This is a genomic window from Agrobacterium tumefaciens str. B6, assembly GCF_001541315.1.
Taxonomy (GTDB): Bacteria; Pseudomonadota; Alphaproteobacteria; order Rhizobiales; family Rhizobiaceae; genus Agrobacterium; species Agrobacterium radiobacter.
On sequence record NZ_LMVK01000001.1, the window covers coordinates 74,834 to 96,696 of the forward strand.

Consider the following 21,863-nt stretch of genomic DNA (forward strand, 5'->3'; position numbering starts at 1 on the left):
GATTGCTCCTAATCGCAAGGTTTATCCACATGCAGCATAGGCGCAAAACATGCTGAAATCTTAAAAGAAAAAGCCATCCGCCGCGTTGCGTGCGGCGAATGGCTCAAGCGGTTAAGCAATGATGAACGGTATTACTTGGTGCCGTACATGCGGTCGCCGGCATCGCCGAGGCCAGGAACGATGTAACCCTTTTCGTTCAGCTGCTTGTCGATTGCGGCGGTGTAGATCGGCACATCGGGATGCGCTTCACGGAAATTCTTGATGCCCTCGGGGGCGGCCAGCAGACACAGGAAGCGAATGTTCTTCGCACCACGTTCCTTCAGCTTTTCCACGGCGGCAATCGAGGAGTTTCCGGTTGCCAGCATCGGATCGACAACGATGATAAGGCGCGCATCGAGACTTTCGGGGGCCTTGAAGTAATATTCGACGGCCTCCAGCGTATCGTGATCGCGATACACACCGATATGGGCAACACGCGCCGAAGGCACGAGTTCCAGCATGCCTTCCAGCAGGCCGTTGCCGGCGCGCAGGATGGAGGCGAAAACCAGCTTCTTGCCCTCCAGCACCGGAGCCTCGATGGTTTCGAGCGGCGTATCGATGGTTTCCATCGTCATTTCAAGGTCGCGCGTCACTTCATAGCAGAGCAGCGTCGAGATTTCCCTGAGCAGGCGGCGGAAGCCGGCCGTCGAGGTTTCTTTCTTGCGCATGATGGTAAGTTTGTGCCGCACCAGCGGATGTTCGATGACTGTGACGCCGTCCATGAAACTGGCCTTCCTTTTTTATCTTGTGTCCTTGTCATTCACCGAAAGTGCGCTTTTCGCAAGCCTTCTTCGCGGTTTTACCCCGCGAACCGCAGCGTCACGCAAAATCGAGTTTTGCGAGCAGCTGGTTGCGCGTTTCCTCGTCCACGAAGGCGCATTCCAGCGCGGTTCGGGTCATGCGGTTGATCTCGGCATCGCTGAAACCGAACTCGTCCGCGGCCAGCGCGTATTCCCGTGCAAGCGAGGTGAAGAAAAATGGCGGATCGTCGGAACTGATGCAGACGCGCACCCCCGCGTCGTGCAACGCCTTGAGTGGATGGCTGCCGAAATCGGGATAAACGTCGAGTGCGATGTTCGATCCGGGGCAGACCTCCAGAACCGTTCCCGTCTCGACCAGCCGGGCGATGAGGCCGGCATCTTCGATGGCGCGCACGCCATGGCCGATGCGGGCTGGTTTGACGAGATCGAGCGCATCGGCAACGCTTTCAGGGCCGCAAACCTCGCCCGCGTGAATGGTCAGCCCGAGACCCGCATCGCGGGCGATATCGAAGGCGCGCGCATAATCGGCGACGCGACCCATGCGCTCCTCGCCCGCCATGTTGAAGCCGGTCACCAGTGGATGCCGGGCGCGTGCTGCATATTCCGCCGCTGCGATCACCCGTTCAGGACCGAAGTGGCGCTCGCCGGTGACGATGATGCGGGTCTCGATGCCGGTCTTTTCTTTGGCGATCCTGATGCCCTCGGCAATGCCGGCGAGATAGGCGTCTGCACCGAGCCCGATGCGGTCACCATGGTCGGGCGAGACGATCAGTTCACTATAGATCGTGTTGGCCTCGGCAAGTTCAGTCAGATAGGTTTCCGTCAGAACCGCGTAGTCTTCGTCCGTCTTGAACACCTGCGCCACCGCATCGTAGCACTGGATAAATTCGGCGAAATCCGACCAGACATATTGGCCATCGCGCAAAAAGCCGCTGGTGTCTATGCCGTATTTCTCCGCCTGTCGTGCGACAAGCGCGGGCGATGCCGCCCCTTCAAGATGGCAGTGGATTTCCGCTTTCAGCAAATGGGATGTCAAATGAAGCTCCTGCCGTGTGAACCGGCCTCGATGCCAAGATGGTGGGCGATGCTTTCGCCGATATCGGCGTAGCTTGAACGGATGCCGACATCACGGGAACGGATACCCGGTCCGAATGCCATGATCGGCACCCTTTCCCGCGTATGGTCGGTGCCCCGCCATGTGGGGTCGCAGCCGTGATCAGCGGTGAGAAGGGCGATATCGCCAGGCGCCATCTTGCGATGGATTTCGGGGATGCGCGCATCGAAGGCCTCAAGCGCCGCCGCATAACCCGCAACGTCGCGACGATGGCCGTAAAGCATGTCGAAATCGACGAAATTGGTGAAGACGAGATCGCCGTTTTCAGCTTCGTCGATGGCCTGCAACGTTGCGTCCATCAGGGCGCTGTTGCCATTTGCCTTGATGACGCGCGAGATACCCTGATGGGCATAGATATCGCCGATCTTGCCGATCGCGTGCACCTTGCGGCCGGCCTCCACAAGCCTGTCGAGCAGGGTCGGTTCCGGTGGCAGAACGGAAAAATCGCGGCGGTTGCCGGGGCGCTCGGAGGGTGTGCCCGTTTCGCCGATGGAGGGGGGGGCGGGGACGCGGCCGATATTCAGCGGATCGAGCAGCTTGCGCACCGTCTCGCAGAGCGCGATGAGCCGCTGCAACCCGAAATGTGTTTCATGCGCGGCTATCTGGAATACGGAATCGGAAGAGGTGTAGCAGATCGGCTTGCCGCTCCTGATATGCTCCTCGCCGAGCTTCGCGATGATCTCTGTGCCGGAAGCATGACAATTGCCGAGAATGCCGGGAATATCGGCTTGCCTGCAAATGGCCTCCACCAGATCGGGAGAAAAGGCGCCGCCCTCCGTCGGGAAATATCCCCAGTCGAACGTTACCGGCGTGCCGGCGATCTCCCAATGGCCGGAAGGCGTATCCTTGCCTTTGGAGATTTCACTGGCGGAACCGTGAAGGCCGAAAATACGCTCAGGCGGTTCCATGCCGGCGGGAATGTCGCCGCTTGCCTGTTTCGCGATCTCCAGCAGGCCGAGCGAACACATGTTCGGCAGTTTCAGCGGACCGGAGCGAAGCCCGGCTTTGTCGGCAGCGCCCGCGGCACAGAATTCCGCGATATGGCCAAGCGTGTTCGCGCCAAGATCGCCATAGTGTTCCGCATCGGGTGCACCGCCGACACCGAAGGAATCCAGAACGAAAAGAAATGCTCTTGCCATAACTCACCGAAACAAAATGCGCCGACGGGCAATGTCAGGCCGAGCTGTCGTTATAGATCAGCAAAACGTGAAGAAGGAAGTGCTTTTATGAACCATCCGGTAAAACCGGTCGTTCAATCCTCGCCCCGTTTCGATTTGGGAGCGTTGAGATTGTGCAGGACATACCAGCCCGCGGCCACCACCATGGCCGCCAGAATATACCACGTAACGGCATAGGAGAGGTGGTTGTTGGGGAAGGTGAGCATGGTCTTGCCGCCGACCGGCAGGCCGTCCGGATTGGGTGTTGCGTCGGCGTCGACATAGAACGGCGCGACATCGGAAAGGCCGGATGCCTGCGAGATCTGAGGAATATTGCGGGAATACCAGCGGCCATTTGCCGGATCGTTGGTGCGCAGGAAAAGCCCGCCGGTTTCGGGCGCGCGCATCAGCCCGGGGATCTCGACGTTGCCGGCTGGTTCGCCTTCCCGGCGGGAGGACGGGTCACGCCTGTCGGACGGCACGAAGCCGCGATTGACGATGATGCTGGAGCCATCGTCGCGCTTGAGCGGCGTCATCACCCAATAGCCGGGACCGAGGTCTGTGACCGTATAGACCTGAACCTCCCTGTCATTGAGGAAGGTGCCGGACAGTTTCACACGGCGATATTCGTATCCCGCGGGGTCGTTGAGTGCTGGCCATTCGCCGGCGGCAGGGGCATCGACGGGGTCGGCATCGGCGCGGGCTTCGACGCGCTCGATAAGATCGAGCTTCCAGGAAAGGCGTTTGATCTGCCATGTGCCGAGCACCAGCAGCAGACCCGTCAGGACAACGGTCAGAAACAGAACGATGATCGCGGCGGGGCGGATACGCCGGTTGTGGGGTGTGGTGTCACTCATGTCACGGTCCTTGCGAAGCGCGGCTGGCGGGAAAGGCCATCTGCTTTGGCGTCCACCGGGGGCTTCCTCCAGCAAATAACCCCATAAATCGCACCGGGATTCATGGGGTTATGTGTTGGCGCGGAACGCGGCCCGCCGGAAAACCGGCAGGCCGCTGATATCTGCTGCTCAGGGCAGGTTCTTCACATCCTCGATGTGCAGCGGCATCATGTTCTTGTTCATGTTGTACATGACCCAGAGCGAGCCGGAGAGCGTGATCAGCAGCACCACGACGGTGAAGATCAGCGCCATGAAGGTCCAGCCGCCTTCGGACTTGGTGTCCATGTGCAGGAAGTAGATCATATGCACGAAGATCTGGATGACGCCGAGACCCATGATCGCGATGACCAGCAGCGTCTTGTTTTCAAGAACGTCGCCCATGACCAGCCAGAACGGGATCGCCGTGAGGATGACCGACAGGACGAAGCCGATCATATAGCTTTTGAACGTGCCGTGGCTGGCGCCATCATGGTGATGATGGTCGTCGCCATGCGCGTCGTGGTGTGCGTGTGCTTCGGAACTCATCAAAGAACTCCCATGAGATAAACGAAGGAGAAGACGCCGATCCAGATGACGTCAAGGAAGTGCCAGAACATCGACAGGCACATCAGGCGGCGTTTGTTTGCCGCGATCAGGCCATGCTTGGTAACCTGAACCATCAACGTGACGAGCCAGATGATGCCGAAGGTGACGTGCAGTCCGTGCGTACCGACCAGCGCGAAGAAGGCTGACAGGAACGCCGAGCGCTGCGGGCCGGCGCCTTCCGCGATCAGGTGGTGGAATTCGTAGAGTTCCACGGCAAGGAAGGCGAGGCCGAAGAGACCGGTGACGACGAGCCAGACCAGCGTGGCCTTCACCTTCTGCTTTTCCATTTCCAGCATGGCGAAGCCATAGGTGATGGAGGAGAAAAGCAGGAAGCCGGTATTGATCGCCACCAGCTTCAGATCGAAAAGGTCGGCGCCCGAAGGACCGGCCGCATAGTTGCGGCCGACAACGGCATAGGTGGCAAACAGCGTTGCGAAGATGAGGCAGTCGCTCATCAGATAGAGCCAGAAGCCCAGCGAGGTGCCGTTCTCCGGGTGGTGGTCTTCCTTCAGGTAGAAGACCGGTTCAGCGCCGTCGACGCTTTGTGCAGGTGTATGAGCCATATTCGTTACGCCTGTTCAGCAAGCAGCTTCGTACGTTCCGCCTCGACCGTCGAAACGTCGGAGGCAGGAATGTAGTAATCGCGATTGTAGTTGAAGGTATGGGCGATGGAGACCGCGATGATAGCGAGCATGGACAGAGCCGCAAGCCACCAGATGTGCCACACCAACGCAAAGCCGAGAACCACGCTGATGGCGCTGATAATAATGCCTGCGCCGGTGTTCTTCGGCATATGGATCGGGATGAAGCCTTCCTTGGGACGGTTGTAACCGCGCTTCTTCATGTCCGCCCAGGCGTCGACGTCATGCACAACCGGCGTGAAGGCGAAGTTGTAGGCCGGCGGCGGCGACGAGGTCGACCATTCCAGCGTACGGCCGTTGTAGGGGTCGCCGGTCACGTCGCGCAGCTTTTCGCGATTGAGGAAGCTGACGATGAGCTGGATGACGAAGGAGGCGATGCCGAGCGCGATCAGGAAGGCGCCGAAGGCGGCGATGAGGAACCAGATCTGCAGGGAATTATCCTCGAACTGGCTGATACGGCGGGTAATGCCCATCAGGCCGAGAATATAGAGCGGCATGAAGGCGAAATAGAAGCCGATGAACCAGAACCAGAAGGACAGCTTGCCCCAGAACGGATCGAGCCGATAACCGAAGGCCTTCGGGAACCAGTAGACGATGCCCGCAAGCACACCGAACACCACGCCACCGATGATGGTGTTGTGGAAGTGGGCGATGAGGAACAGCGAGTTGTGGAGCACGAAGTCCGCAGGCGGAACGGCGAGAAGAACGCCGGTCATGCCGCCGATGACGAAGGTGATCATGAAGCCGATCGTCCACAGCATCGGAACATCGAACTTGATGCGGCCCTTATACATGGTGAAGAGCCAGTTGAAGATCTTCGCACCCGTCGGGATCGAGATGATCATCGTGGTGATGCCGAAGAAAGCGTTGACGCTTGCGCCGGAACCCATGGTGAAGAAGTGGTGCAGCCAAACGATATAAGCGAGGATGGTGATGACGCCCGTGGCGTAAACCATCGAGGCATAACCAAAGAGACGCTTGTTGGAGAAGGTCGAAACGATTTCCGAGAAGACGCCGAAAGCCGGCAGCACCAGGATGTAAACTTCGGGATGGCCCCAGATCCAGATGAGGTTAACATACATCATCGGATTGCCGCCGAGATCGTTGGTGAAGAAATTGGTGCCAACGTAACGGTCAAGGGTCAGAAGGGCGAGCGTGCCGGTCAGGATCGGGAAGGATGCCACGATCAGGATGTTCGAACACAGAGACGTCCAGACGAAGATCGGCAGGCGCATCATGGTCATGCCAGGGGCGCGCATCTTGATGATCGTCACGATCAGGTTGATGCCCGATAGCGTCGTTCCCACACCGGCGATCTGCAGACCCCAGATGTAATAGTCCACACCCACACCCGGACTGCCGTCGATACCGGAAAGCGGCGGATAGGCGAGCCAGCCGGTCTGCGCATATTCACCGATGAACAACGAGATCATGGTGATGACCGCGCCGGCCGTGGTCATCCAGAAGGAGAAATTGTTGAGGAAGGGGAACGAAACGTCGCGGGCGCCGATCTGCAGCGGCACGACGAAGTTCATGAGACCCGTGATCATCGGCATGGCCATGAAGAAGATCATGATGACGCCATGGGCCGTGAAAATCTGGTCGTAATGGTGGGGTGGAAGGTAACCTTCCGATCCGCCCGACGCGATCGCCTGCTGAACGCGCATCATGATCGCGTCGGCGAAACCGCGCAAGAGCATGACCAGCGCCAGAATGATGTACATGATACCGATCTTCTTGTGATCGATGCTCGTGAACCATTCGTTCCAGAGATAACCCCACAGGCGGAAATAGGTAAGGGCGCCGACGACGGCGATGCCGCCCAGAGCCACGGCCGCGAAGGTCGCGACAAGAATGGGCTCGTGAAGCGGGATGGACTCCCATGTCAGCTTCCCGAACAGGAACGACGTTTGATCGGAATTGACGATCATTTTAGCCTCTTGCGATTCGAAAACGTAAATTCGGCGCGGACAGGCCGCGCCGCAGAATGCCGGGACGTATCGTCAGCCAGCGACTTGTTTCTTTTCCGGCAGCGCCGCAGGCTCGAAAGTCTGACCTTCGATCGCAGCCGGAGTGGATTGGGGGCCGCTGGCGACGCCGTAAGGCGCAAGCGGTGTGCAGACGACGGAGTTCAGCGCCTTGGCGATGTCGATGCCTTCCTTGCCGCCGCCGCCATTGGCGTCGATATGCATCATGTCGCGCATGCAGAGCTTGTTCGGCTCAACGCAGCGGTTGAGAATGGCGCTGTAGAGCTCCGGATCGACCGAAGCGAAATATTGCACCGGCTCACGCTCGGAAGGCTTGGCGAATTCCAGATATTCCTGCCGGCCAAAGCCCTTGCCGCCTTCCTTCGCCTTCGCAACCCACTGGTCGAAGCCCTGCTGGCTCAGACCATGGAACTTGAATCGCATATGGGAGAAGCCGGGGCCGGAGAAGTTGGCCGAGAAGCCGTCATAGACGCCTTCCTTGTTGATGACCGCATGCAGCTTGGTCTGCATGCCGCCCATGGCATAGATCTGGCCCGCAAGCGCTGGAACGAAGAAGGAGTTCATCGCGGTCGTGCCGGTGATCTTGAAATTGATCGGAACATCAACCGGAGCGGCGAATTCATTGACGCTGCCAATGCCGAGTTCGGGATAGAAGAACAGCCACTTCCAGTCCATGGCCACCACTTCGACCGTGATTGGCTTGGTTTCGGCGGTCACCTGGCGGTTCTCATCGATACGCTCCAGCGGGCGATAGGGGTCGAGACGGTGGGTGGAAATCCAGGTCACGGTGCCGAGCATCAGGATGATGGCGACCGGAGCCGACCAGATAACCATTTCAAGGCGAGTGGAGTGGTGCCACTCGGGATCATAATCCTCGGCTTTCCCCGATTCGCGATACTTCCATGCGAAGAACAGTGTCAGGGCAATGACCGGGACGATGATGAGCAGCATCAGAACCGTGGACGTGATGATAAGGTCGCGCTGCTGGATGGCGACGTCGCCCGAAGGGTTCATCACCACGAGGTTACAGCCGCTGAGCAGCAGCAGAGCCGGGATTGCCAGAAGGGCGGATAGGATTTTTTTGATCGTGCGCACGTTCTTTGAACTCGTACAGTTTGGATTATGCCGCGAATAATTGCCGAACATCATTTTTCAAATGAGGTATATTGTCGCGGTGCAGCGAAACCTTCGCGATGCACCATGTCTCGGGCAGAGCTACGTTTGAAGACGGAGCGCGTGCATTATCGCATGGTCGACCGACTGGGCAACCCTTTATTGCCAAACTTCAATTGACGTTACGTAGGGTGCGTGTGACAATCCGTCGCATCGTAACGCAACGGAAGAGGAGCCGGGGCGTTACAGGAAATGGTTCGTCCATGACGCAGGAGGGATATTATGAGTTATACGAATGCTGCTCCATCCTTTGGGCAGGCGCCGGAAGCGAACGGACATGGGGCCGGGCCCGTCAAGGTCGATCCGGATCGCATCACGATTGCAGTCATTCTCGCGAGAATGACGGAATTTTTCGACTTTTTCATCTATGCCATCGCCTCCGCGCTCGTTTTCCCGCATGTCTTCTTTTCTTTCGTCGATCCGCTGACGGCCACGCTTTATTCCTTTGCGGTTTTCTCATTGGCCTTTATCGCAAGGCCGATCGGCTCGCTGATCTTCCTCCAGATCGACCGAAAATTCGGCCGCGCCGTGAAGCTGATGGCCGCCCTCTTCACGCTCTGTGGTTCCACCATGGCGATCAGCTTTCTTCCGTCCTATGCGGAAGCAGGCGTGCTTGCCCCCTGTCTTCTGGCGGTATTCCGCATCGGCCAGGGTCTTGGCCTTGGCGGCGCTTGGGACGGTCTAGTCTCGCTGCTCGCCATGAATGCGCCGCCGAAGCAGCGCGGCTGGTACGCCATGATGCCGCAGATCGGTGCGGCCATGGGCTTTGGCCTCGCCAGCGCCTTCTTCATCGTCTTCGTCACGCAGCTTTCCAATGCGGAATTCCTTGCCTGGGGCTGGCGTTTCCCCTTCTTCGTGGCGCTGGCGCTCAATGTTCTCGCGCTGTTTGCCCGTCTTCGCATGATCGTGACGCCGGAATTCCAGGCCATGCTGGAGCAGCATGAGCTGGAACCGCGCCCGATGTTCAAGATGCTGCGTTCGCAGTTTCCGGTGGTCGCCACCGGTGCCTTCGTGCCGCTGGCGAGCTTTGCGCTCTTCCATCTCGTCACGGTCTTTCCGCTGAGCTGGGTTTCGCTCAACACCAGCCAGCGTGTCTCGGACTTCCTGTTCGTGCAATTCGTCAGCGCCATCATCGCTGGCGGCATGATCGTGGTTTCAGGCATACTGGCCGACAGGATCGGCCGGCGGAAGCTTCTGGCTGTCGCGGCGGTGCTGATTGGGCTCTTCAGCCTCGTGGCCCCTGTTCTCCTGAGTTCGGGCGATATCGGTCGCTATCTCTTCGTGCTGATCGGCTTCTCGCTGCTTGGCCTGTCCTTCGGTCAGGCGGGCGGCGCACTCGCCTCCCGCTTCAGTCGGGAATACCGTTATACCGGCGCATCGCTCACCTCGGATATTTCCTGGCTGATCGGGGCCGGTTTCGCACCGCTGGTCGCACTCGGATTTTCGTCCAAATTCGGCCTTTTCGCGGTTGGCATCTATCTGATGTCGGGTGCTCTTTGTACCCTGATTGCCCTCTGGTTCAGCCGTACGCTGGATATGCCGTCGGAGTGATCTCGGCAATTTAAAAATCCCTGCAGCCATCGCGCCGCGGAATCCTGTCGGATTTCGCGGCGTTTTTGTTTTTTTATTGCGCAAGGCCGATTTTAATCTTGACTCGGTCGATCATGAAATATTATGTAAGCACTACTGACATAATTGAGTGTGTCTCATCGCCGGAAAGCCGGCCATCAGGGAACGCGATGCGAACGACGACGATCATTATTTGCGAAAAAGCGGCCATCGCCGCCACGCCGTTTGACGGCCGCAAAACGACCGTTCGCGCCATTAAACGCCGATAAGCAGAAAAGAAGAGGAGCAGCCAGGTCGCCTGCGGCTCCGCCCGCAGAATGCCGGTTGCCGCGCCGGATTTCGGGAAAAGAGGGTGATGCCGCGCGAAATGCGCAATGAGAGGAGAGTGCCTTGAGTGTGACGGAGCAAAAATTCGGCCTTTACGATGCCGCTTTTGAAAAAAGCAGCTGTGGCGTCGGTTTCATCACCCGCAAGGACGGCGTGCAGACGCATGATGTGCTCAAGCGCGGTCACGAGGCGCTCTGTGCCGTGCCGCATCGCGGCGGCATGTCGGCGGAAGGTGTCGGTGACGGTGCCGGCGTTTCGCTTGATCTCTCACTCTCCTTTTTCCAGAAGCTGACGGGGAACGACGCCTTGAAGGCTGGCCGGTTCGGCGTCGGCAATTTTTTCCTGCCGCAGAACCCCGCATTCCACGATCAGGCGGTTGGCATTATCTGCAGTGCGCTGCAGGAGCAGGGGTTTTCGATCCTGATCGTCCGCGACGTGCCGGTGAATGACGCGGCCATCCGCCCCGCTGCCATCCCTTACCAATTGCCGATCCGGCAATGGGTCTTTTCGGCGCCAGTGGAATGCGCAACTCTCGTCGAATTCGACTGGCGCATCCACAAGGCGCTGCTTGCCATCGAAGCGCTTGCCTATACCGTGCCGGAACTCGCCGGCTTTTATCCGCTGTCGCTCAGTGCGCGTACGCAGGTGCTCAAAGGGCGTCTGAACTCGCACGAGGTCATGCCCTATTTCTGCGACCTCACCGATCCGCGCCATGAAGTGCATACGATGTTTTTCCACACGCGGTTTTCCACCAATACCGATCCACACCCCTCCATGGCGCAGCCTTTCCGCCTGATGGCGCATAATGGTGAGCTCAACACCGACAAGAAGAACCGGCTGTCGGAAGCGGCCGTGGCGCTGGCGAAGAATGCCAGCATTGTCAGGCCCAAGGGCCAATCGGACAGCTGCCGGCTGGACCAGACCCTGCAGGCGCGGGTGATGGAGGATGGTCTCGACCTCGTCACCGCCGTGGTCTCGATGATGCCGCCGGCATGGGAAAACGACGATACCCTGTCGCCGGGCGTCAAAGCGATGCTGGAATATTTCTCGCTCTATGAGGAGAAGAATGATGGTCCGGCCGCGCTGATCTTCGGCGATGGCACCATCATCGGTGCCCGTCTCGATCGTCTCGGCCTGCGCCCGCTGCGCACCGTCGAGACGGAGGATTATCTCTGCGTCATGTCGGAGGCGGGGCAGATCGCCTTTCCGGCAGAAAGCGTCATCCGCCGCGGCCGCATCGAGGCGGGCGGCATGCTCTATTACGACCACGCCGAACGTCGCGCCTTTTCCACCGTCGAGGCGCTGGAGCTTCTGGCAGCGCGGAGGGACTATCCGTCGCTGCTGTCCGAATCCCGGGTAATGCTTGATGACTTACCGGAAGTGCCGGCGGAAAAGCAGGGCTCGCCGCTTCGTTACAATGGCGATCTGGAACGCCACCAGCGCTACGTCGCCTATTCGCACAATCAGGAAAGCTTCAAGTTCCTGATGGACCCGATGTTAGCCTCCGGCGCGGAAAAAATTTCGGCCATGGGTTACGGCAACGCCATCAACGCGCTTTCCGATCAGGAAGGCGGGGTTGCCAAGTATTTCTCGCAACGCTTCGCGCAGGTCACCAACCCGCCGCTCGACAGCATTCGTGAGGCCGATGGCATGACGCTGCGCGTGGCTCTCGGCGCAAAGCCGAACAGCGGCTCGAAGAAGGCCCGCCAGATCGTCGTGCGTTCCCCGATCCTGACCCACCTCGACATGCTGCGTATTCGCGAACAGTCGGAGACGCCTCTTCGCCGTTTCGAAATGCTCTATTCGCCGGTCTTCGACGTTGCGCACGCCAATGAAACGGCCCTGCGGCAGGCAATCGACGGCCTCTGCGGTGAGGTTGTGGCTTTTGCGGCTGAGGAAGGCGGCATTGCCATCATCACCGACCGGCATGTCTCGGCAGGCCGTGCGGCTTTGCCGATGATCATGGTCGTCTCCGCCATCAATCAGCGGCTGATCGAGGAGGGCCTGCGGCTGCGCGTTTCGCTGATCGTTGAAAGCGGGCAGTTTTCCTCTTCGCATCACATTGCGGCAAGCCTCGGCTTCGGCGCTTCGGCCGTCTATCCGCTCGGCGTGCAATTCCGCGCCGAGGAGAAATTCGGAGCCGATGCCGACAAGGCCTTCAAGCGCTTCGCCAAGGCGGCCGAAAAGTCGCTGATGAAGACCATGGGCAAGGTCGGGCTGTGCACGGCGGAAAGCTATATTGGCGGCGAGTTCTTCGAGCCGAACTTCCTCGATACCGACGACGTGGTGCTGAAGCGTTATTTCCCGAATGTGAAGACGCCGGTCGGCGGCGTCAATTTCGCTGTCATTGCGCAGGCGGTGGCTGACTGGCACCGGAAGGCGCTATCTGTGAAGGGTGAAAATGACATTCCCCTGCTCGGTCTTTTCAAGGAGCGCGCCGAAGGGGCCGGCCATTCCTATGGCACGACGGCCGTGCGCGGCTTCGTGGACATGACGGAGGAAAAGATCGGTTTCGACAAGGGAACCGATAATGAAGAGGCGCTACGCCTCCTGCCGCTCAACCGGCTGGAGGATGCCTTCGGTCTCAACGATGCGGCCTATTATCACAATAGCTTCGACCGGCTGACCCCGGAGGCGATCGACGCCTTCGAGGTAACGCCCGGCTATCGCGCCTTCGCCCGCATGATGGCGGAAGAAAGGTCGCGCCGTCCTGCTGCCCTGCGCGATGTTCTGGAGTTGCCGGCCGATGTGACATTCGCCGGTTCGGCAGAAGAGTTCCGTCGGGAAATGGGTCGCTTTTCCCGGCATGGCAATAACAGCTTCATGGTGCGCGGATTGCTTTGCGAGAGCGCGGGAGACGGTGCGTTCCGGCTACAATTGACCGGCCCGCAGGGTCATGAACTTGTCCGGCTTGCCGCACTCGGCCAGTCATTGCTCGACCGCTTCGGAACGGATATCCCCGGCCATTGGCTGGAAGGCGGCGCGCTGCTGGTTCAGGCAAAGGGCGAGGCATTCACCTACCTGTCTCTCATCCGTACCGCGCCGGCAGGCATTCCGCTTGATGCCGTGCAGAAGGCCAGCGAGATCACCAAGACCCTAGCATCGGGCGCCATGAGCCATGGCGCGCTGGTCGCGGCTGCCCATGAGGCGGTGGCGCATGGCACCAATATGGTCGGCGGCATGTCCAATTCGGGTGAGGGCGGCGAGCATATTTCCCGTTACGGCACCATCCGCGCCTCCCGCATCAAGCAGTTCGCCTCCGGCCGTTTCGGCGTCTGGGCCGGTTATCTTGCCGATCCGATGCTGGAGGAAATCGAGATCAAGATCGGCCAGGGTGCGAAGCCGGGCGAGGGCGGGCAATTACCGTCCCCCACGGTGACGGTCGAAATTGCCGCCGCGCGCGGCGGCCCGCCGGGCGTCGAGCTTGTCTCGCCGCCACCGCATCACGACACTTATTCGATCGAGGATCTGGCCCAGCTCATCCATGACGCCAAGGCGGCGCGTGTGCGCGTCATCGTCAAGCTCGTCTCGTCGGAAGGTATCGGCACGATCGCGGTCGGCGTCGCCAAGGCTGGGGCGGATGTCATTAACGTTGCCGGCAATACCGGCGGCACGGGTGCAGCCGCCGTGACCAGCCTCAAATATACCGGCCGTGCGGCGGAAATCGGCATTGCCGAGGTGCATCAGGCGCTTTGCGCCACCGGCCTGCGCGCCAAGGTGCTGCTGCGTTGCTCCGGCGCGCACCAGACGGCGAGCGACGTGGTGAAATCAGCACTTCTCGGCGGTGACAGTTTCGAGTTCGGCACCACGGCGCTGATGATGCTGAAATGCGTGATGGCGAAGAACTGCAACATCAAGTGCCCAGCGGGTCTCACTACCAATCAGGAAGCTTTCAACGGTGATCCGCGCGCGCTGGCGCAATATCTCATGAACATCGCCCATGAGACCCGCGAGATCCTGGCCGCACTCGGGCTGCGCTCGCTGCGCGAAGCACGGGGCCGTTCCGATCTTCTTCACCTTCTCGATCATTCGGCCAGCGTCGGCCAGCTTGACCTCCGGGCGATGCTTGCCGTGGTCGAGGAAGTGAAGATCGACAACCCCGTCTATATGGAAAAGGACTTCGCGCTGGACGATGCCTTCATCGAACTCGTCCGCTCGGCACTGATCGACAGCAGACGGGAAAACATCGAGCTTGGCGGCAATCGTTTCCTCAACAATTGCAACAAGAGCGTCGGCGGCCAGCTCGCCGTCGATATCGAGCGCATGCTGAACCACGAGCTTTCCGACGAAGAGGCGGATGCGCTGCCGGCAGTGAAGCAGGACAGCCGTGGCCGCCGGTTCCTCGAGGCTGGGTCGGTGCGCGTCGATACTTCAGGGTCGGCCGGGCAGTCCTTCGGCGCTTTCTGCAATGACGGCATGGTCATGGTCCATACCGGCACCTGCAATGACGGCGTTGGCAAAAGCGCCTGCGGGGGCACCATCGTCGTACGCTCTCCGGGCGGCGGTTCGCAAGAGGCTGGCGGCAATGTGCTGGTCGGCAATTTCGCGCTGTTCGGTGCCACTGGCGGCCGCACTTTCGTCGAGGGTCAGGCGGGCGACCGTTTCGCGGTGCGTAACTCCGGCGCGACCGCCGTGGTCGAAGGCGTGGGCGATTTCGCCTGCGAATACATGACCAACGGTGCCGTTCTCAACCTTGGCCATTTCGGCAAGGGTTTCGGCAACGGCATGAGCGGCGGTTTCGTCTATCAGTATGATCCCTATGGCGATCTGCCGAAGAAGGTCAGCCACGATTCCATCCTGCTCGGTTCGATCACCGGTGAGGACGAACAGGCCGCGATCCACAATCAGGCAGTCCATCAGCTTTTGACCTGGCATGTCGCGGAGACCGGCTCGGCCAAGGCCGCATGGCTTCTGGAAAACTGGGAGAGCGAACAGCACAATTTCGTCTATGGCATGCCGCGCGCCCTGCTGCTTTATCAGGACAGCGATGAAATTCTGAAGGCGAAGCCCCGCAAGGAGCTGCTGGAGGAACTGGCATCTGCGCTTGCCGCCCATCAGGTGCGGAAGTTCAAGCTCGCTTACCGCGACCGTAAGGCCGTTTTGAACGGAACCGTACCGGGTTATGGCGAGACGGACACGGAGGACATGTATGCGCTTCTCAACAACTACACGGTGTTGAGCATGGCGCAGGCAATCGCCCTGCAGCGGCTGCCGATGGCGGCGGGCCCTTCCGATCCCGCAATCGAAAAAGCCGTACGCAATCTCATCCTCACGGAAGACTACGCATTGATGCAGCGTTTGCTGAAATACGCCCGCGAGGCGCTCTCCGATCATAGCGATGAACAGCTTGCGGTGATGATCGCCGCCAAGCGTCTCGACGACTACAAGCAGGCGCTGGCGCGCCGCAACATCTGGTCGGTGGACAGCCCCGGCACCTATGGCTGGATCATTCAGCAGAACCGGAAAAACATCGAGAGGATCGGCCGCCTCCCGGGCTTCGAGGAGCTTTTCGCGGCGCGTGCCATTCCAGATCTCGCCACCGCATCCAGCCACAGGGCAGCATGATGAAGATACCTTATATTCCTGAAGACGCGCCCTTCAATGGTGATCAGCGCGCATGGCTTTCCGGTTTTCTGGCCGGGCTCCATTCCCGCGCCGCCATAGGTATGGAGACTTCTGTTGCCGCCGCTGCCCCAAAGGCGGCGGCCAGCCTGCTGAATATTCTCTTCGGCACCCAGACCGGCAATGCCGAGGCCTTAGCCATGGATATCGCCGCCGCCGCCCGTGCGCAGGGCATGCGGCCGGTGGTGGCTGCGCTGGATGATGTCTCGATGGACGGTCTCGGTGCCATGAAGCGGGTCATCGTCGTCACCTCGACTTACGGCGAAGGTGAAATGCCTGACAATGCCCAGCTTTTCTGGGAAGCACTTTCCACCGACGCCGCGCCGCGTCTGGACGAGATGAATTTTGCCGTGCTTGCGCTTGGCGATACCGGTTATGACGGTTTCTGCCAGGCAGGCAAGCTCATCGATACGCGGTTCGAGCAACTTGGCGGCAAGCGGATGAAGACGCGTATCGACTGCGATATCGACTTCGAGGATGCGGCCGCCGCATGGATCGGCGAGACCCTGCCGCTTGCGCTTGCTGTCGACGGCGGCAATGCGGCAGCTGTCATGCCCGATGTCGCCGAACCTACTGTGCCGACAAAGCAGGGCTGGAACCGCAAGAATCCCTATTCGGCTGAGGTGAGCGTCAATCGCCGCCTGTCCGGTCCCGGATCGTCCAAGGAGATTCGTCACTACGAATTCGGTCTCGGCGAAAGCGGGCTCGACTATGAAGCGGGTGATGCTCTTGGCGTCGTGCCCCTGAACGATCCGAGACTGGCGGGCGCGCTGCTGGAACACTTCGGAGCGGCCGCGGACAGCCAAATCAGCGGGCTGGACCGGCCCGTTGGTGATGCGCTTCTCAACATGTTCGAGATATCGACTCCCTCGCGCGAACTCGTCGCCGAAATCGGCAAGCGTGCGGGGCATGAGGAACTCAGCCACATCATCGCAAACGGAGACAAGGAGCAGATGGCCGCCTTTCTCTGGGGCAAGGATATTCTCGACCTCATCAATCTCGGCGGAAAGCCGCTATTTGATGTCGCTGAATTCGTGACATTGCTGAAGCCGCTGCAGCACCGGGCTTATTCCATATCCTCCAGCCCTCTGGTTGCGAAAGACAGCGTACATCTGACGATTGCCAGCGTTCGTTATCGTGCCGAGGGCCGTGAGCGCGGCGGCGTGTGCTCCACCTATCTGGCCGACCGGGTGGAGGCTGGACGGAATGCCGGAATTTTCGTCTCGCCGAACAAGTCATTCCGTGTGCCGCAGGACAATGATGCGCCTGTTATCATGGTGGGACCGGGAACGGGCATCGCGCCCTTCCGGGCATTTTTGCAGGAACGGCAGGCGCGCGGCGCCAAGGGCAAGAACTGGCTGTTTTTCGGTGATCAGCACCGGCAGTCGGACTTCATTTATGAAAACGAACTTGCCGACATGAGCCGCGACGGCGTGCTGACCCGTCTCGACCTCGCCTTTTCACGGGATCAGGCGGAGAAGATCTATGTCCAGACCCGCATGCGGCAGAACGGCAAGGCGCTCTATCAATGGCTTGAAGAGGGCGGTTATTTCTACGTCTGCGGTGATGCGACCCGCATGGCGAAAGATGTCGATGATGCCCTGCATAGTATCGTCAGCGATGAGGTCGGCATTTCTGCCGAAGCGGCAAGCGATTATGTGAACCGGCTGAAGCGCGAAAAACGCTATCTGCGCGATGTCTACTAGAGATTTCCCTGGATGAAAGATTACCGTCTGCGCCCAACTGCGTCAGCAATTGGTGCAGGCGGTCTCTGTATCGCGCTGCTTGAAAAAATAATCACGGCCGATGGTGATCGACTTTACCCCGGATGAGGAAATATCTGTCATGAACATCAGCAATTCATGCGGGATGGAAAGCTCGACATGGATGAGGAAGCTGTTTTCCGCGAGCAGCCGTGTCGGAACCGCGACCGCTGATCCTACCGCGTAGGGTCTCTGGTTTTTCTCATTCCAGGACCAGACAATTTTGGCCTGCTTCTGCGCGTCGATCTTGATGCCGCTGATCTTCAGTTGCAGACCCTTTGTGCTGTAGGGCGCAAAGACCGCGGATGCGACATCTTGCATGCCCGCAAGATACGTTTTGTCGACGGAACCCGTCTTCGATATCAGGTCGTTGATAGTGGCGGCGGCGCTGCTTGCGCGTTTGTAGGTATTATAGCCGATCGTCAACTCGAAAGAGGTCACATAAAGCGCGAGCAATATAGGGAAGAGGATCGCAAACTCCACCGCGCCCACGCCGCGCCTGTCTTTTGCAAAGCTTGAGGCGAGCGCCATCAGGCGTCGTTTGCACTTCGTCGCGACGGACACCATCCCTGCCATCATGAGCCCCCGCTTGTGATGTATTTCTCGTTCATGAAAGCACCGGTCGCGACAATGAGGAAATGCGAGGGCATCGACCCGTCGGCCGGTCGGATCTTGGTCAGATACGGCCGGATGATATCGGCGATCACACGCCAGCGATAATAGACGCGCAACATGTTGATGGTTTCCGGTCCACCCGGCTTGAAGCCGAATTGGGCCGTATCAAGATCGTAATATTCGCCAAACGCTTTGAGCGGTATCTTGGTCGGAATATCCTTGAAGGCGGTGAAGGAGCGAAGATCGATATAGAGTTTCTGTTCCTTTTTGATCTCATCCGCCGAGCAGGTAATCATCACTGAAACTTCACTACAGAAACTCTTGCGAAAATCCTCTTTCGAAATCGAACTGCTTATCTGCCCGGTCCTCAGACGCCGGGCCATGTTTTCAGTGGCATTGACGACCACCTGTTCTGCCATCATGGCGATGAAGGTTTCGATGATCGCAAAAACAACAAGGAAATAGGGAATGGCGAGGATCGCAAATTCGATGGCTGCGGTCCCGTCGCGCGAGACTCCGAATTTTTCCAGCAATGGCTTCAGTCTGGCCAGTCGCATGAGGTGGTGTCTATCTCTAAGAATATGCGGCAAGCGCAACCGTTGAATTTGTTGCGGACCATAACCACCCGATGTTTAAATTCAGTTACTCCAATGAATTATACTTTAGTGAATTCCGAAATTGATACGACCCGCAATATAAAAGCCCGGCACATGGCCGGGCTTTTGTCGAAATTGAAAACGGGCGATTATTCCGCATCCGCTCTGGAGAGAACCTCCAGCGTCGGCGTGGAGGTGATGTTATAACCGCAGTCCACATAGTGGCACTCGCCGGTAACACCACGCGAGAGACTGGACAGCAGGTAAAGTGCCGATCCGCCGATATCATCGATATCCGCCGTCCGCCGAAGCGGCGCGTTTTTCTGGTTCCATGCGTAGATCGCCCGCGCATCCGAGATGCCGGCGCCCGCCAGCGTGCGGACCGGACCGGCCGAGATGGCGTTGACGCGGATATCGCGTGGGCCGTAGTCGGCGGCGAGATAACGAACCGATGCCTCAAGAGCCGCCTTGGCGACGCCCATGACATTGTAGTTCGGAATGACGCGCTGTGAACCATTATAGGTCAGCGTCAGCATGGAGCCGCCGTTCGTCATCAGTTCGGCGGCGCGCTTGGCGATTTCCGTGAAGGAGAAACAGGAAATGACCATGGTGCGGCTGAAATTCTCCCGCGTCGTATCCGCATAGAGACCCTTCAGCTCGTTCTTGTCGGAAAAGCCGATGGCGTGCACGACGAAATCCAGTACACCCCATTTTTCGCGGATCGCCGCAAAAAGCGCGTCGACCGAGGCAACATCCTCGACATCGCACGGCACGATGAAATCGGAACCGAGTTCGGCGGCGAGCGGCTTCACACGCTTGCCGAGCGCCTCTCCCTGATAGGTGAAGGCGAGTTCCGCGCCCTGTGCCGCAAGCGCCTTGGAGATACCCCAGGCGATGGAGTGATTGTTTGCGACGCCCATGATGAGGCCGCGTTTACCCTGCATGATGCCGTTCATTGGCAATTATCCGTTATGACGCTGGAAGACGAGCGTGGCGTTGGTGCCGCCGAAGCCGAAGGAATTGGAAAGGATGGTGTCGATCTTGGCGTTGTCGATGCGGCTGCGAACGATCGGGACGCCTGCAAATTCCGGATCGAGCTCGGAAATATGCGCGCTTTCGCCGATGAAGCGTTCCTGCATCATCAACAGGCCGTAGATCGATTCCTGAACGCCGGCGGCACCCAGCGAATGGCCGGTGAGCGACTTGGTCGACTGGATATGCGGGATCCTGTCGCCGAAGACTTCCCGGATCGCGCCGATTTCCTTGCTGTCGCCAACCGGCGTCGAGGTGCCGTGGGTATTGATGTAGTCGATATCGCCCTTGACGGTGGAAAGCGCCTGCCGCATGCAGCGGATCGCGCCTTCGCCTGAGGGAGCCACCATGTCGTAACCGTCGGAGGTCGCGCCGTAACCGACGATTTCGGCATAAATCTTGGCGCCGCGCGCCTTTGCATGTTCCAGCTCTTCGAGAACCAGCACGCCAGCACCGCCGGCAATCACGAAACCGTCGCGATTGACGTCATAGGCGCGCGAGGCAACGTCCGGCGTATCGTTATATTTGGACGACATGGCACCCATGGCGTCGAAAAGGTTGGACATGGACCAGTCGAGATCCTCATGGCCGCCTGCGAACATCACGTCCTGTTTGCCCCACTGGATCATTTCAGCCGCGTTGCCGATACAATGCGCCGAGGTGGAGCAGGCCGACGAGATGGAATAGTTGACGCCGTGGATCTTGAACCAGGTGGCGAGCGTGGCCGAAGCGGTGGAGGACATGGCCTTCGGCACGGCGAAGGGGCCGATGCGCTTCGGGCTGTTGTTCTTCAGCGTGATATCGGCGGCTTCGACGATGGTACGGGTGGAAGGACCGCCCGAACCCATGATGATGCCGGTACGCTCATTACCGCTGATATCGCTCTCTTCGAGACCGGAATCGGCGATCGCCTGCTTCATGGCCACATGGTTCCACGCGCCGCCCTGCGACAGGAAGCGCATGGCGCGGCGGTCTACCAGATCGGTCGGGTCGAGAGAGGGCTTGCCCCAGACCTGGCATTTGAAACCGTGTTCGGCAAAATCCGGCGAAAATGAAATGCCGGATTTGGCATTGCGCAGGGATGCGGTGACTTCAGCGGCATCACCGCCGATGGAAGAAACAATACCGAGGCCGGTGACAACAACTCGTCTCATGAAAGGGACCTTTTCTTAAGATTTCGGCTGGACGACCGAAGCCGCCCGGCGTTTGTCAGGACTATTCCGTCTGCCTCAGGCAGCCTTTTCCTTCGACAGGCCTACGCGCAGGTCCGTCGCCTGATAAATGGTTTCGCCGTCCGCCTTCAGCCAGCCGTCGGCGGTGCCGAGCACCAGACGACCGCGCATCACGCGCTTGAAATCAATACCATATTGAAGGAGCTTCGTGTGAGGGCGAACCATGCCCTTGAATTTCACTTCGCCGGTGGAAAGCGCCATGCCGCGGCCTTCTTCGCCCAGCCAGCCAAGGAAGAAACCCGTCAGCTGCCACATGCCGTCAAGGCCGAGGCACCCCGGCATGATCGGGTTGCCCTGGAAGTGGCAGGGGAAATACCAGTCGTCGGGGCTGACATCATATTCGGCACGGATGAAACCCTTGTCGAAGGCGCCGCCGGTTTCGGAAATTTCGGTAATGCGATGGACCATGAGCATGGGGGGCAATGGGAGCTGTGCATTTCCCGGGCCGAACAATTCGCCGCGACCGCAGGACAGGATCTCCTCATAATTGTAACTTGATTGCCTCGTTGCCATACCGCTTTCACTTCCCCAGTTACTGGTGTTGATCGACTTCACTAGAGCAAGTTAGGTTCAAAATGAAGCGCTGCAAGGGCAGAGGCCGCTCGGGCGTCATTCTTTGTCTTCGAACCTTCTTTGCAGAAGTCATTACCTCAATATGCCGTCCGCATACAGGAACCATCCGGCTGGAACCAGAGGAAATTTGCAAGAATGGCCGGTTTGCCGCCATTTGCCGCGCCTGACGGCGCTGAAACT

At 59.2% G+C, this 21,863-nt stretch carries 16 protein-coding genes; 3 read left to right on the forward strand and 13 right to left on the reverse strand.

The window, feature by feature from the left end; genetic code table 11:
• Window positions 1–131: 131 nt before the first annotated feature.
• The 8 genes from upp to cyoA form a co-directional block, all read right to left on the reverse strand.
• Window positions 132–761 (reverse strand): uracil phosphoribosyltransferase, encoded by a 630-nt coding sequence (gene upp, locus ASB65_RS00360; protein ID WP_003493096.1) that lies wholly within the window; start codon window positions 759–761, stop codon window positions 132–134.
• Window positions 762–858: 97 nt separating this feature from the next.
• The gene (locus tag ASB65_RS00365; RefSeq protein ID WP_060722730.1) at window positions 859–1,836 is read right to left on the reverse strand and encodes an adenosine deaminase; all 978 of its coding nucleotides are present in this window, start codon (window positions 1,834–1,836) and stop codon (window positions 859–861) included.
• Entirely contained in the window at window positions 1,833–3,053 is a 1,221-nt protein-coding gene (locus ASB65_RS00370) for a phosphopentomutase (protein ID WP_060722731.1), read from the reverse strand. Before ASB65_RS00370 ends, ASB65_RS00365 begins: the two co-directional genes overlap by 4 nt.
• Window positions 3,054–3,166: 113 nt before the next feature.
• Complete coding sequence (locus tag ASB65_RS00375) at window positions 3,167–3,928, reverse strand: SURF1 family protein (RefSeq protein WP_060722732.1); 762 nt, start codon at window positions 3,926–3,928, stop codon at window positions 3,167–3,169.
• Window positions 3,929–4,096: 168 nt separating this feature from the next.
• Complete coding sequence (gene cyoD / locus ASB65_RS00380) at window positions 4,097–4,492, reverse strand: cytochrome o ubiquinol oxidase subunit IV (RefSeq protein ID WP_003514416.1); 396 nt, start codon at window positions 4,490–4,492, stop codon at window positions 4,097–4,099.
• A complete protein-coding gene (gene cyoC / locus ASB65_RS00385) occupies window positions 4,492–5,115 on the reverse strand; it encodes a cytochrome o ubiquinol oxidase subunit III (RefSeq protein ID WP_060722733.1) in 624 nt (207 codons plus the stop codon). Before cyoC ends, cyoD begins: the two co-directional genes overlap by 1 nt.
• A 5-nt stretch (window positions 5,116–5,120) precedes the next feature.
• A complete protein-coding gene (gene cyoB / locus ASB65_RS00390; protein WP_060722734.1) occupies window positions 5,121–7,124 on the reverse strand; it encodes a cytochrome o ubiquinol oxidase subunit I in 2,004 nt (667 codons plus the stop codon).
• 72 nt (window positions 7,125–7,196) lie between these two features.
• Window positions 7,197–8,327, reverse strand: a complete 1,131-nt coding sequence (cyoA, locus tag ASB65_RS00395; protein WP_060722735.1) for a ubiquinol oxidase subunit II — start codon at window positions 8,325–8,327, stop codon at window positions 7,197–7,199.
• 249 nt (window positions 8,328–8,576) lie between these two features.
• On the opposite strand from cyoA, the gene ASB65_RS00400 reads away from it, so the two are divergent.
• The 3 genes from ASB65_RS00400 (at window position 8,577) to ASB65_RS00410 (ending at window position 17,578) form a co-directional block, all read left to right on the forward strand.
• Window positions 8,577–9,905, forward strand: coding sequence for an MFS transporter (locus tag ASB65_RS00400; RefSeq protein ID WP_003507259.1), 1,329 nt, complete (start codon window positions 8,577–8,579; stop codon window positions 9,903–9,905).
• Window positions 9,906–10,313: 408 nt separating this feature from the next.
• Window positions 10,314–15,815, forward strand: coding sequence for a glutamate synthase-related protein (locus tag ASB65_RS00405; RefSeq protein ID WP_060722736.1), 5,502 nt, complete (start codon window positions 10,314–10,316; stop codon window positions 15,813–15,815).
• A complete protein-coding gene (locus ASB65_RS00410; RefSeq protein WP_080868376.1) occupies window positions 15,812–17,578 on the forward strand; it encodes a sulfite reductase subunit alpha in 1,767 nt (588 codons plus the stop codon). Before ASB65_RS00405 ends, ASB65_RS00410 begins: the two co-directional genes overlap by 4 nt.
• Before the next feature lie 42 nt (window positions 17,579–17,620).
• Here ASB65_RS00410 and ASB65_RS00415 read toward each other — a convergent pair whose 3' ends face one another.
• From ASB65_RS00415 to fabA, 5 genes are all read right to left on the reverse strand, one after another.
• Entirely contained in the window at window positions 17,621–18,214 is a 594-nt protein-coding gene (locus ASB65_RS00415; protein WP_060722738.1) for a TadE/TadG family type IV pilus assembly protein, read from the reverse strand.
• The gene (locus ASB65_RS00420; protein WP_060722739.1) at window positions 18,211–18,807 is read right to left on the reverse strand and encodes a TadE/TadG family type IV pilus assembly protein; all 597 of its coding nucleotides are present in this window, start codon (window positions 18,805–18,807) and stop codon (window positions 18,211–18,213) included. The genes ASB65_RS00415 and ASB65_RS00420 overlap by 4 nt, the downstream gene beginning before the upstream one ends.
• Before the next feature lie 188 nt (window positions 18,808–18,995).
• Window positions 18,996–19,802: an enoyl-ACP reductase FabI gene (gene fabI / locus ASB65_RS00425; protein WP_003507271.1), complete on the reverse strand. Its 807-nt coding sequence runs from the start codon at window positions 19,800–19,802 to the stop codon at window positions 18,996–18,998.
• A 6-nt stretch (window positions 19,803–19,808) separates the two neighbouring features.
• On the reverse strand, window positions 19,809–21,032 hold the full coding sequence (gene fabB, locus ASB65_RS00430) for a beta-ketoacyl-ACP synthase I (protein WP_060722740.1): 1,224 nt from the start codon (window positions 21,030–21,032) through the stop codon (window positions 19,809–19,811).
• Between the two features lie 75 nt (window positions 21,033–21,107).
• Window positions 21,108–21,623 (reverse strand): 3-hydroxyacyl-[acyl-carrier-protein] dehydratase FabA, encoded by a 516-nt coding sequence (gene fabA, locus ASB65_RS00435; RefSeq protein WP_003507274.1) that lies wholly within the window; start codon window positions 21,621–21,623, stop codon window positions 21,108–21,110.
• Between the last annotated feature and the right edge of the window lie 240 nt (window positions 21,624–21,863).